Below are 14,278 nucleotides of genomic sequence, written 5' to 3'. Positions count from 1 at the left end.
AGCATGATTGCATATCTAAAAGGGAAGCTGACCTACAAAGACCCTACATTTGTCATAGTCGATATTTCCGGTGTTGGATATCAGGTCAGGATTTCACTTCAGACCTATTCAAAAATCAAAGATGAGGAGCAAATTATGCTCCTCACTTATTTAAGCATCAAAGAAGATGGCCATACGCTGTATGGATTTAGCCATGATTCTGAGAAAAAACTGTTCCTTAACCTAATTTCGATTTCGGGCGTCGGGCCCAATACCGCCCTGATGATTTTATCATCTTTGACCTCAGAAGAACTCGAAAGTGCCATTGTAAATGAGGATGCGCGTACCATCCAAAATGTCAAAGGTGTCGGGACAAAAACAGCCCAGAGAATAATCCTGGAATTGAAGGATAAGATCAAAAAAGAATCGGTTGGGGATGCTATCATTCCGACAAGCTCCTTTTCAAAAACCAACAATAAAACAAAAGAAGAGGCGTTACAAGCCTTGCTGACATTAGGGTTTACCAAGGCTGTTGCAGAAAAAAACATTGCGACAGTTTTGAAAAAAACCGGTCCGGAAATTTCTTTGGAAGAATTAATTAAAGCATCTTTAAAAAACCCGTAATCATCACAAACCCGACTGCCTTTTGTATCCGCAATTTTTTTCAAAAAAAAGCGCAACATCCTTTTTGAAACCAATAGGTCTTCTCATTCTGGTCTATTGTTTATTGTTTTTTGGTAGTTTACAGGCTCAGGAAACAAGGACAGACAGTGTTCAGACCAGACCTGACAGCATTCAGAGCAGAATTGATTCTTTGAATAAAAGGAGAATGCTCCCTTCATTTTTGCTTTGGCAAAATATGAGGACCAATCCCCTATATCCAACCCAGAATCCCTACCTGCCAAAATACTCCCCTTTTTACCAAACCGGCCCCATCCAACCCAACATTCAGGTGGAAATGGACTCCATCCCAAGATATAGGATCCAAGATCAGATGGATTCTACGGACACAGATCCAGGAGAGTTATACGATTTTGATGAATTTTCAAAAATACAGGAATTCAGGGTCAGACAGGAATATTGGAGAAGCAGGTCCAAAGGATTAGACGGGGAAAGTCCTGTCAGCGGCAGAAATCTGATTCCGCCCATTACCACTAGCCCAAGTCTTGACAGGATTTTTGGCGGCAGTGACATCAATATTGTTCCGACAGGTTTTGTGGATTTGGATTTAGGTGCCATTTTCAGAAGAATTGACAACCCCTCCATTCCCGTCAGACAGCAGCAAAACGGGAATTTCAATTTCAACCAACAGATCCAAATGGCCGTCAACGGTACATTGGGCCAAAAATTAAAGATCGGAGCAAACTTCGATTCCAACAATTCCTTTGACTTTCAGAACCAACTCAAAGCAGAATACACCGGATTCAAGGAGGACATCATCAAATCCATTGAAATTGGGAACGTCAGCATGCCTGTCCAAAACAGCCTGATTCAGGGAGCGCAAAACCTGTTTGGTGTCAAAACCCAGCTTCAATTCGGAAAACTCTTCGTCACCGGAGTAGCTTCCACCCAAAGGGGAAGACGGGATGAACTTGTCATTGAAGCCGGAGGACAGGGAAGGCAATTTGAAGTGCAAGGCTCTTCCTATGATGAAAACCGCCACTTTTTTCTCGCACATTTCTTTAGGGAAAATTACGAAAGATGGCTGAGAGGTCTGCCGCAGATTCTTTCAGGACTCAACATTACAAGGGTGGAAGTTTACATCATGAACCGCGCCCAAAACACGGAAACCCTGAGGAATTTTACTTCTTTCATCGACCTTGGCGAAGGCTCGAGGATTTACAAACCCGAGAATCCCAACATCGGACCAGGAACCCCGGGCGCACCGGCATACAACCAAGCCAACTTGCTTTTTGATAAACTCAACGGAAATCCTGCTTTCAGGCCTTTTGACACCGGTTCAGGAGCCATCGAATCCAGCTTGGGACTTACGCGGGGCATAGATTTCGAACAGGTCAACGGTGCCAGAAAACTTGCCCCGACAGAATACCATTTCAACCGGGAACTCGGCTATATCTCGCTTTCCAGAAGGCTTCAAAACGACGAGGTCTTGGCGGTTTCTTTTGAATATACCTACAACGGACAGGTCTATAAGGTCGGTGAATTGTCAGAAGATTATCAAAACCGCCCCATCAGCGACCTCATTTTCCTAAAAATGCTTAGGCCTGCCAGGATCAACATCAAGATTCCGACTTGGGACCTGATGATGAAAAACATCTATAACCTCAATGCCAACCAAATCCAGCAGGACGGTTTTCAACTTCAGGTGATCTATCGGGATGACCGGACGGGACTCGATAACCCCACCCTTTTGGAAGGGGAAAATGTCAAAAACAGACCATTGATCAGATTGACAGGACTTGATAACCTCAACCCCCAAAATGATCCTGCTCCCGACGGAAACTTTGACTTTATTCCCGGCATCACCATTTTCCCGGAACGGGGATTATTGGTCTTCCCTGTCTTAGAGCCATTTGGACAGACGCTGCGAAGTCAGTTTTTGCCCAATGAAGCGAACCTTGCCAATAAATATGTCTTTGACACGCTCTACCGGACTACCCTTGCCGATGCAGAATTGGTCACCAGATATGACAAATTTTTTATCAAAGGAAGACTCACTGCCGGTTCAGCCTCAGAAATCCTTTTGCCGGGATTGAATATTTCCCCCGGTTCGGTGATCGTGATGGCTGGAAACATCCCTTTGGCGGAAGGGGTTGATTTTACAGTTGATTACAATTTTGGACGGGTCAATATCATCAATGAAGGGATCCTCCAATCAGGAAAAAGAATTTCCATCAGTTTTGAAAAAGCGGATTTGGTTTCCTTCCAGACGCGGAGTTTGTTGGGAACAAGGCTTGACTATATCCTCAATGACAAATTCAATATCGGAGGTACCTTCTTATACCTAAACGAGCGGCCAAATATCACCAGGATAGCCATAGGAAATGAAACACTCAGGAACAGCATGTGGGGATTGGATGCCAATTTCAGCGATGAATCCCGGTTTTTGACCAAATTGGCGGATGCCCTTCCCTTTACCGATACCAAGGAAAAATCTTTGATTCAGGTCAGTGGGGAATTTGCGCAGCTTCTACCGGGTACTTCCAACCAGGTTTTGGGCGAACCTACCAACTACATCGATGACTTCGAGACAGCCATTACCCCATATGGTCTTGGTGGATCGGCAGCACAGACCTGGCACCTGGCGGCTACTCCAAAAACTGACAACAACCTTTTTGACTTGAGTCCCATCACTCCTGACAGATTGGGCAATGCCTACCGCCGGGCAAAAGTAGCTTGGTACAATATTGACAATATCTTCTATAGAGAAGGGGGCGCGGATGTACCTGCCAATATCAACCAAGAGGACCGTATCAACCATTATGTCAGAAGGGTATTGCCCCAGGAAATCTTCCAAAACAGGGACAGGGATGTCATTGTGGTGCCTGAACCACTTTTTGAACTTGCCTATTTCCCAAGCGAAAGGGGACTGTACAACTACAATCCCAACCTGAACACTCAAGGATTTCTTCCAAATCCAAGACAGAATTATGGCGGTGTGACCAGACCGATTACGACTGAAGTCGATTTTGACAGGACCAATATTGAATTCTTGGAATTCTGGATGCTTGATCCATTTATTGAAGGAGAAAACGGGCGGGTTTTGGACGGAAATTTCAACCAAAACAATACTACCGGTGGAAAATTGATATTCAACTTAGGTGAGGTATCTGAAGATGTCATCAAAGACGGACGGCATGGTTTTGAAAATGGCCTCCCTGCTGACGGAAATCCGGACAATGCCAACGTCACCGAATGGGGTAAAATCACCCAACAACAATTCCTGATTCCCGCTTTTGACAACTCCCCCGAATCCAGGGTGAACCAAGACGTAGGAATGGATGGATTAAGAAATGAAGAAGAAGAAGATTTTTTCAGGACCCGTTTCATTGACAGGTTAAACGTCAGTCCACCTGCATTGCAGGCGATCAAAAATGACCCTTCGGCTGATAATTTCCAATATTATTTGGGGGAAGAACTTGACAATAACAATATCAAAATCCTGGAAAGGTATAAGAAATTCAACGGAATGGATGGGAACACACCCATTTCCAATAACAGCAACTTGTCATTTGTACCTGCAGGGTCCAACATTCCTGACAACGAAGACCTGAACAATGACAACACCGTCAATGAATTGGAAGCCTACTACGAATATGAAATTGACCTCAGACCAGGGGAAATGGAAGTGGGCAAAAACTACATTGTAGACAAAGTTACCTCCAGCCAAAGCGGGGATCAGGTCGATTGGTATTTATTCAGAATTCCGGTAAGGACTCCCGACAGGGTTCAGGGAGACATCTCCGGCTTCAAGTCCATCAGGTATATGAGAACCTACCTGACAGATTTCGAGCAGCCTGTCGTCCTCCGTATGGCAAACTTCCGCTTGGTAGCAAGTCAATGGCGTGTGTTTTTAGAATCGTTGTATGAAAGGGGATTCTTTGAAGTTCCCGAACCGGACAACTCCAACTTCAGCGTGGATGTAGTCAATATTGAAGACAACGGACAGGGAAGCGCCACCCAAAGCCCCTATGTTTTGCCGCCGGGTATCGTCAGGGACCGGGATAACCTCGCTTCTGTCGAAAGGGTATTGAATGAGCAATCCATCCGCCTTTGCGTGGAAGACCTCCAGGCAAAGGATGCCCGTGCAGTTTTCAAGAATGCCAATTCTTTGGACATGGTCCAGTTTGAGCGGATGAAAATGTTTATCCACGCAGACAGTGAAGATGCCCAGGATGGTGAATTGACAGCTTTTTTGAGGTTGGGTACGGATTATACAGACAACTACTACGAAATCGAAGTTCCCCTCAATATCACCCCAAAAGGCACCAGAGATCCCTTACAGATCTGGCCGCAGGAAAATGAAATCGATATTGCCATCAATGAAATAGTGGGTGTCAAAATAGAAAGGGATAACAGTCGGGTACCTTTAAACCTTGCCTTTTCCCAAAATATCAGGCAATACAAAGTGACGGTGGTGGGACGGCCTGAATTGAGTCTGGTTCAGGGCTTGATGATCGGGATCAGAAATCCCGGAAGCGGAAGCGGTGCCTCGAAGTCCATCTGTATATGGGCAAATGAATTGAGGCTGACAGGCTACAAGCAATCTTCCGGATGGGCTGCCAATGCAAGGCTCAATGCCCAGATTGCCGATGTGGCTACGATTTCGACTTCAGTGAGGCACAATACTTTTGGTTTTGGGGGCTTGGAGACAAGACTTTCCCAAAGGGCAGTAACTTCCGCCACCCTGTATGACGTGTCGGCCAATGTGAACCTTCACAAAATCCTACCGGAAGGATTGAATGTATCCATCCCGATGTATATCAGTTTTGAGAATGCAGTTACAAAGCCCCAGTTTGACCCATTGAACCCTGACGTACTCTTTGACCTTGCCCTGCAAAAATTCCAGAACGATTCCGAGAGAGAAATTTATACAGACCAGGTTTTGGACCAAATGAGCAGAAGAAACATCGGTTTTACCAATGTCCGCAAAAATAAAAATCCCAATCAGGAAAAAAACCGCGTCTATGACCTGAGCAACTTCTCGTTTTCATATGCCCATGGTTCTGTCAGGCAAAGCAACATCAATACAGAAAGCTACCTTTTTGAAACGTACCTCGGCAATATTGCTTATGTGTACCAGCCAAAACCTGTTGTACTTGAACCATTCAAAAATTCAAGTTGGGTAGGCGGAGAGAAATTCAGCCTCATCAGGGATATGAATTTCAACTTTGTACCGACTTCCTTTGCCGCAAGGATAGATGTGGACAGGAGGTTTTTGCGTACCCAATACAGGAACGACCAACTGACCATCGATGGAGTAGATCCGTTCTTCCAAAAAAGTTTCTTCCTCAACCAGACTTATAACCTCAACTGGGACCTCACCAAAAACCTCAGGGTAGATTACCTCAGCAGGATAATGGCGGTGGTCGACGAACCGGACGGGGACATTGACACCGAATCAAAGAGAGATTCTCTGCGCAACAACATCCGGAATTTTGGCAGAACAACCAATTACAACCACCAAGTCAATGTCAATTACAAATTGCCTTTGGATAAGGTCGGTGCATTGGATTGGATAGGGATGGATTACAAATACGCCGCCACCTATTCATGGCTGACCGGTGCCATCGGACAGCGGGATACCTTGGGTAATGTCATCCAAAACACAAGAGACAGGTCTATGGTAGGTAAACTGGATTTTGTCAAACTGTATAATAAGAGTGCCAAATACAGGGCATTGAATGCTCCAAAGCGGCCAAGTATTCCCGGGAGAACAAATGTCAGCGCAGAGGATACCATCGGTACACCTTTCACCAGAAAAACGATTCAATTCCTCACCATGATCAAGGATGTCAATTTTAGGTATTCTGTGGTGGAGGGGACATTTTTGCCCGGATATATGCCAGAGACAGGATTATTGGGAATGGACAGGAGTTTCATGAACCCGGGATTGGGATTCATTTTTGGAAGTCAGGATCCGAATATCCGCTTGAGCCTTGCGGAGCAAAACCTGATGGCGCCAAGTACACAAATGACGCAGTTATTCAGACAAAACCAGACCAAAAACCTTCAGGTAACAGGCTTGGTAGTGCCGTTCAAAGATTTCAACATCACCTTGGAGGCCAGGAAAAGAGAAACGGGAGATTATACAGAAATCTTCAGAAACTCCCCCGATAATCCTGGACAATTCGGTTCCCTGAGTCCAAACAGATCCGGTGCATACAGCATCACCTATTCCATTATCAGGACCACTTTAGCCAGGGATGACCAAAATAACAACTCCCCTCTCTTTACCGATTTTGAACAAAACAGAAGCATCATCCAGTCCAGGCTCAATGCACTGAATCCCGGCGGAGAGTATTCCATCAATGGTCAGGATGTCTTGACCCTGTCATTCCTTTCGGCATATTCAGGAAAGGATCCCAATACCATCGAACTGAATCCATTCCCTAAAATCCCCATACCAAACTGGAGAGTGGATTACAAGGGTCTGAGCCAGATACCTGCTCTGAAGGAATATTTCTCCAGCATCAGCCTGACCCATGCCTATACCTCCACCTACGATGTGAGCAATTTTTCAAACTCACTCTTGTATAACAAAGGTTTGGAACTGTACAACAGCATCCGGAATTTTCCCGGTGCCAACCTCACCAACGAATTCGGTGAATATATCCCCATCTTCATATTGAACCAAGTGGTACTTTCAGAGCGGTTTGCCCCGCTGATCGGTGTCAACCTCCTCACCAAGGACCGTCTCAACATCGTGATGGAATATAATTCTGAAAGAAACCTCGGCTTGAATTTTTCCAATGCACAGGTTACAGAACAATCAAGCCGGGATTTTGGACTTGACTTGGGATACACCAAAGCAGGTGTGAAAATACCGTTCAAAATCAAAGGACGTCAAGAGATTTTGGAAAATGACCTGCAGTTCAGGCTGAGCACCAAAGTTGTGGACACCAGACAGGTTCAGCGAAAAATCGAAGGAGAAAGCACAGTCACAAACGGAAACCTGAATATCCAGATCCGCCCGACTATTGGATATATCGTGAGCAAAAGTCTGAATATTACCCTTTATTTTGACCGTACCATCAACGACCCAAGAGTCACCACTGCCTTCCGTAGAAGCTCCACAGCCTTTGGCGGACAATTGCGATTTAATTTAGCACAATAGGTTTTTACATTTGTCGAAACCTTGTATTTTTGGACACTTTAAAATTAAAACCGATATGAATTTTCCAAAGGAGCTCAAGTACACAAAAGACCACGAATGGGTCAAAATTGAAAATGACATCGCTGTCATCGGCATTACAGAATTTGCACAAAGGGAACTTGGGGACATCGTGTACGTCGAAGTGGAAACAGTCGGTGAAACCATCGCAGCAGGTGAAGTTTTTGGTACTGTCGAAGCTGTGAAAACTGTATCAGATCTTTTTATGCCCTTGGAAGGTGAAATCATTGAATTCAACGAAGAGTTGGAATCCTCCCCTGAGTTGGTAAATGATTCCCCTTACGAATCAGGTTGGATGATCAAGGTGAAGTTCTCCGGTGAAGTCCCTTCTGACCTGTTGTCGTTTGAAGAATATTCCGAACTCGTAGGAGGATAAACCCTATCGGAAATCAACACCTGAATACAGTCCTTGAGGAAGTTTAAAATCTACATTTTATTTTCCCCCTCACGGGATTGAAGAAATAATTAGGCTAATTGGTTCAATAATTTTATGCAAGGCAATTTGAACTCTTGTAAAAATTAAAATAAATGGCTAAAATTGTTATCTCTTACATTGTAAAAAATTATTAACCTAATAAATCAACAACCATGGAAGCTAAAAAGACGCCACAAGCGGATTTATCCAAAAAATCAGGAATGTTCCTGAATCTTGGATTATTCATTAGCGTCGGGTTATGCCTTGTTGCTTTTGAATACAAATCCTATGACGATAGGAATTTGAAAGACCTTGGCGAAGTAACCGATGAATTTGAAGAACTGTTGGATATTCCAATTACAGAACAGCCACCACCACCGCCACCGCCAATCGAGCAGCCGGTCATCCAGGAAATTCCTGATGAAGTGGAAATCGAAGAAAAAATAGAAGTTAACTTCGATGTGGACGTACAGGAAGAAACAGTAATCAAGGAAGTGGTCATCGCTGATGCTCCTGTAGTGGAGAAGGCGGACGAGATCTTTGACGTGGTTGAAAATTCTCCGGAATTTCCGGGAGGTATGGAAGCATGGAACGAATACCTGCGTAAAAACCTGAAATACCCAACCCAAGCAAGAAGGATGGGAATCGAAGGTACAGTATATGTGGTGTTCGTTGTGAATACTGACGGATCTGTACAGGACGTTGAACTTCTCAGAGGTATCGGTGGAGGTTGTGACGAAGAAGCACTAAGAGTTGTCACAGGAGCTCCAAAATGGTCTCCGGGCAAGCAAAGAGGTCGCCCGGTAAGGGTTAGGATGAGACTTCCGATAAGATTCAAACTTGGATAAAATACATAAGGGGCCGCAAGCCCCTTATTTTTTTGTATGAATGCCATCTTTCCACTATCCAAATTTAAGGATTGAATTCCAATTGCAGCGGCAGTGGACTGTCGTCCGTCGACTGTGGTCGATTTTTTTTAACATTCTTTAATATTGAAATTATAGTTAAATAGACGGATTAGTGCTCAACTCTTTTTAAATTCATGGACACCAAAACATACGACCATGGAAACCAAGAAAAACCCTTCTTCAGATCTTGACCAAAAAAGAGGTTATTTCCTCAATATTGGTCTTTGTATCAGTTTGTCTTTGCTGCTGTTTGCTTTTGAATGGAAAACAGAAATAATGCACCACAGGATTTTTGATGAGACCGACATTCTTTTTGGGGAAGAAAATATCCCGGAAGTGCCCCTCACCTACCAAACACCGCCTCCACCAAAAATCATCAATCCCATCATCGAAATCGTCCCTGATAATATTGACATCCCGGACAGCGAAATCCTTATTGATTTGGGTACCGAAACCACTCCGGATATTGAACTGGAGGGACCACCTGTGGTGGAACCGGTAGACGTCTTGCTTGACTTTTCGGAGGTGATGCCCCAACCTGTGGGAGGCATGGAATCATGGAACGCATACCTATCCAAAAACATGAAATACCCGACTCAGGCAAGGCGCATGGGAGTGGAAGGAACGGTTTATGTGTCTTTTGTGGTAAACAAATACGGCAAAATTGAAGACGTAGAGGTAATCCGGGGAATCGGGGCAGGTTGTGATGAGGAAGCCATCAGGGTAATCCAAGAAGCCGAGAATTGGATTCCGGGAAGAAACGGCGGACTGCCTGTAAAAGTCAAAATGCGGGTTCCGATCCGGTTCAGGTTACAATAAAAAAAGGGCCTTTTGGCCCTTTTTTACAATATATTCAGACTCTGCTCTTTTATTTTTTCCAATTCATCCTTCATCACCACCACACTTCTTTGGATCATGGCGTCATTGGCTTTGGAACCGATGGTATTGATTTCCCTGCCGATTTCCTGTCCGATAAAGCCCAATTTTTTTCCTTGGCTGTCTCCCGCCGTGAGATTTTTTTCAAAATAATCCAAATGGGATTCCAACCTGACGATTTCTTCGGTAATGTCAATTTTTTCAAAATAGTAGATCAGTTCCTGCTCGAGCCGGTTTTGGTCAAAACTGTTTTCCTCCATCCAATCCCTAAAATTCCCTTTAATTCTTTCTCTGATCCTGTTTTTTCTTTCAGGGTCTTGGGTTTTGACCGTTTCCAAACCCTCCCTGATGACACCCAGATTCTCCAAAAACTTACCTTCCAAGGTATTGCCTTCATCTTTTCTGAATGCATCGCAATGCCTCAGTGCTTTCTCAATGGTCTTTTTTACGATTTCCCATTCATCTGTGTCCGTCTTCTTTTCTACGTTGGAGTTGAGCACCTGTGGAGACTGTAGCGCCAACTTAAACAAATCCGAGTTATCCGTCTGAACCTTCTGGGCAAGGCTTTGATAGGTCTTGTAATAGGATAAAAATAAATCTTCATTGACCGCTACAGGCATTTCTTCAAGCGATTTGTAAGAGAAATCAAGGTTCAGGTTCACCTTTCCTCTTTCCAGAACGGCACTGACCAGGTTTCTTATTTCAAGTTCTTTGTCCGAAAACTGCTTAGGTGACCTGATCGAAAGGTCTAAAAATTTGGAATTCAGTGTTTTTACCTCGACGCTGACAACATAATTGTCATCTTCAAAACCGGCCAAACCATAGCCTGTCATGGACTTTATCATAATTTTCGCTTGTGATTAGAAATTGTATCCCAAGGTAATGTAAAATTTCAACTCTTCGGTTTGGTAATTTCGGATTGGTCTGGCAACATCAAATTTGAAATAATAATTGAGCAACACAGTTCTCAAGCCTGCGCCATAGCTTTGCAGCCAAGGGTTGTTGAAGTTGTTGAGTGTGATCAAAAAAGGCGAACCCGGGGTGGTGATGACCTCTGTATTCTGGTCATTGATCCTTTCCCAAGGTGCCGCATCATTCCACGCCGAACCTACATCATAGAAGGCTACCATCTGGAAATTCTTCACAAAGTTGGAGGTGATGTTTCCCCTTGACAAATAGGAAAACAATGGAATCCTAAGCTCGGTAGTGAAGGTAACGACGTTTCTTCCCCTAATTTCATCAAATAGGTATCCCCTGAGGTCTACAAATTCTGTAAATAAAATATTGGAATTTTCTAAACCCTGATCGTTTCTTACCGGCGATGATTCCGGTCTGTTGCTTGGTGGCTGGTAGAATTCATTAAACAGCCAGTTGTCCATCCCTCCCACCAAATAATTTTGCGGGTTATTCCCAAAATAGGATCCTCCAAAAAGCCTTGTGGCCAATATGAGGTTCTTGTGAATGACCTGATAATTTCTAAAATCCAGGTAAAAATTAGTGAAGGACCTAGAGGCATTGTTCAGACCTTGGTAATGGACTATTCCCACTTTTGCTTTTCCTCCTTTTTGGGTATACAATCCCATTTGTTGTGTTTTATCATACACAAATTCAAACCTTCCGCCTCCATAGGTGACATCAAATCTATTTTGATCCGGGTCCTGACCAAATATGATGGAGTCAGGATTGAGGTTAAAATATTGGGTCTTTGCCAACAAAGGTGCGATAGTGACTCTGGAGTGGACATTAAATGGATAGGAGAATCCCAATTCTGTTTTGTTCAGGACATAAAGTTGGGAAGTGAAGTCCCCTTGGTCAGGAGGCAGGATTTTGATTGTCCTTCTATCGTACCTCAGGCTGACATCAATCCTTTGCTTCAGGTATTCATATTCGAAGAAAACATCGCTCCCTGATCTAAAGTCCAGCGGGAACATCAAGCCCCCTTTGAAATTATGGTTATCAAGAATGTCCGTCATCCTACCCGACAAGGCCAATCCAAAACCCCTTATCGGATCCACTACCCAATCAGTACTGAGATTGGAGGTAATAAACTGCGGTGTCATCCTGGCAGGACCGGTAATTCTTTTTTGAAGACTTTGCTTCCTGAAATTTTCAAGCATATTTCCCCTGGTGGACTGACCGGTTTGTGCGACCGGAGCGGCAGCTTTGGGTACTGTATCAAACGCGTAATTTTCAGTATCTATGCCGCCTTTTTTCTCAAATCTTAGCCTGTCGGTGTTGATGCTTCCTGTCAAACTCTTGGGTGCGGGGATCGAATCTTTAGCTGCCTGCTGTTGCTTTTGGTCACTGGTTGGAGGTGTGGTCAACATCAGGTCTTCTAACCGGATATTCAGGACTGAATCTCTTTTTACTGTAGGCTGCTCCGCCCTACGGGTAAGTTCCTGGGGTTGCTTTTTGGTTACCCCATCGATTTCAGACCTTCTTGACGATATCCTTTCTGAAAGGGTTTTGGCCTGAGAAAGCTGAATTCTCGGAGTACTTGGGGTAAACTGATCAATGTTGGAATAGGATTCTATCACCAACCGGCTCTGATTACCATCCCTGTAAGAATAGGCGATTTTGTTTAATCTGGATGAATAATCAAATGCCTCCAGACTCTTGTTGAATGCAGTCATCTGGCTTGCAATGGTATTGGAAACAGTGAGCCGCATCAGGTTCATGATCCCACTCTGATCACTTAAGAAGAGTACGTTGTTGCTGTTCAGAATCCTCGGCCTGATGTTTTTGTTATTGAGATTGGTGAGTTTGGTTACTTTCAAAGAATCCCAAAGATCGACTTGGAACAGGTTAAAGTAATCAGGCAGGAGTTTTACGTCAGGCGTTCTTGTCAGGACCGAATCAGGCAGCGCTGTAAAATTGGAACTGTAGATGATCGTGGAATCATTCAAAAATACCGGGCTGATATTGTCAAAAACATCATTGGTGATTCTTTTTCCCACTCCCCTCACATTGAGGGAATAGACATCTGTTTTGCCATTGGCAATGGAAGAAAGTACCATACTCTTTCCTGTGGAATTGAAATCCAAACTGAGTACCTGGGTAATATTTCTTAGAAAAATCTTATCCTGACTGGACCCATCTATTGCCCTTGACCTCAATGTCGTGGTTCCCCTCTTGAAAGTGGCTATGGCCAGATTGAGGGTATCCTTCCAGGCAATAATCGGAACAGTAAGATTGGCGGGCTGGTCTGCAGATACTGCACCACCTGATAAAATGGTCATTTCCCTGCCATCAGCCAGATTCCTAACCTGCACCTTGTATTTTCCTCCGCTGTTGATGACATAGGCTAGATGCTTGGCATCAGGACTGAATTTGATGTCATTGATAATGCCGAGGTAAGATTCCGATGTTTCGGTGATTTCATTGGAAGCATTGATGTCTTTGAAAGTATTGAAAACCTGCTGGTTTGTATTGACATAGAATTGTTTCCATTGGTCCTGAAAAACCCTATAATTTACGCCTATGGTGTTGGCAATACTGTTTTCTTCATTCCTGTTGATTCTTGACAGGTTGAGGATACTGGAAATGTAGCGTCTGCCGTATTTTTCAACAATAAAATTCCATATCGATTGTCCGACAAGTCCTGCCTCCCTGCTTTTGAGTTTATGGAGTTTGGTGCTTTTTTCTTCTTTGAAATAATGCCTTACAAAATCATCCATTTCCATACTCCAGCCATGGGCAAGGTACATGGCCACGCCATCGATATACCAGTCAGGAAAGCTGTTGATCAGATTGGATTGGAAAGCGTCGGCTATCGTGGACCCATAGAGCATCTCCTCAATGATTACCTTGGAAGTGGTATAGATCAGTTCTTTTTTGAAAGCCTCCCAAGATCCGGGATAAGCTACTTCTCCTATTAATTTGCTGAAAAAAGTCTGTCCATCGATGGTAAATTCATCTTTATTCAGGTCAACATTGCTTTGGAGGATTTCTTCGGGAGAGTTATAAATAAAAATTTTAGGTTTGGTATAAGCCACATACCCTATCAATTGGGTCAGCCTTTCAAATTCACTCTCAAGGTAATCAATAGCCATTTTGGCATTGTTCATGCCGCCATCATAATAATAAACCTCGAAGTTATTGGAACTATAGTAATACCACTCAATATTTTTGTGTTGGACTCGGTTTTTACCGAATTTCTCCCCATTAAACTGCGCTAAAGACAGCAATGGGAGCTGCAAAAAGAAGATTGATAAGACTAAGAATACGATCTTATTTTTCATCTAA

The 14,278-nt window shown here is 43.8% G+C and carries 7 protein-coding genes; 5 read left to right on the top strand and 2 right to left on the bottom strand.

Translation table 11 applies throughout. The features are described 5' to 3' along the window. Positions 1–3 precede the first annotated feature (3 nt). The 5 genes from ruvA (at position 4) to DQW11_RS20060 (ending at position 9,976) form a co-directional block, all read left to right on the top strand. On the top strand, positions 4–603 hold the full coding sequence (gene ruvA, locus DQW11_RS20080) for a Holliday junction branch migration protein RuvA (RefSeq protein WP_113925907.1): 600 nt from the start codon (positions 4–6) through the stop codon (positions 601–603). Positions 604–838: 235 nt separating this feature from the next. After that, positions 839–7,777 carry a T9SS outer membrane translocon Sov/SprA gene (gene sov, locus DQW11_RS20075; protein ID WP_232826810.1) on the top strand — a complete coding sequence of 2,313 codons (6,939 nt, stop codon included), beginning with the start codon at positions 839–841 and terminating at the stop codon, positions 7,775–7,777. Between the two features lie 55 nt (positions 7,778–7,832). Further along, entirely contained in the window at positions 7,833–8,210 is a 378-nt protein-coding gene (gcvH, locus tag DQW11_RS20070; RefSeq protein ID WP_113925906.1) for a glycine cleavage system protein GcvH, read from the top strand. Positions 8,211–8,422: 212 nt separating this feature from the next. After that, positions 8,423–9,097, top strand: coding sequence for an energy transducer TonB (locus DQW11_RS20065; protein WP_113925905.1), 675 nt, complete (start codon positions 8,423–8,425; stop codon positions 9,095–9,097). A gap of 216 nt (positions 9,098–9,313) precedes the next feature. After that, complete coding sequence (locus tag DQW11_RS20060; protein WP_113925904.1) at positions 9,314–9,976, top strand: energy transducer TonB; 663 nt, start codon at positions 9,314–9,316, stop codon at positions 9,974–9,976. A gap of 23 nt (positions 9,977–9,999) precedes the next feature. Here the strand turns inward: DQW11_RS20060 and DQW11_RS20055 are convergent, their stop codons facing one another. Continuing rightward, on the bottom strand, positions 10,000–10,878 hold the full coding sequence (locus DQW11_RS20055; protein WP_113925903.1) for a YicC/YloC family endoribonuclease: 879 nt from the start codon (positions 10,876–10,878) through the stop codon (positions 10,000–10,002). A 15-nt stretch (positions 10,879–10,893) separates the two neighbouring features. Continuing rightward, entirely contained in the window at positions 10,894–14,274 is a 3,381-nt protein-coding gene (locus DQW11_RS20050) for a biopolymer transporter Tol (protein WP_113925902.1), read from the bottom strand. Positions 14,275–14,278 lie beyond the last annotated feature (4 nt).

The sequence above is a fragment of the Cognataquiflexum aquatile genome, assembly GCF_003316845.1.
Taxonomy (GTDB): domain Bacteria; phylum Bacteroidota; class Bacteroidia; order Cytophagales; family Cyclobacteriaceae; genus Cognataquiflexum; species Cognataquiflexum aquatile.
This window is presented reverse-complemented; position numbering and strand designations above follow the sequence as displayed.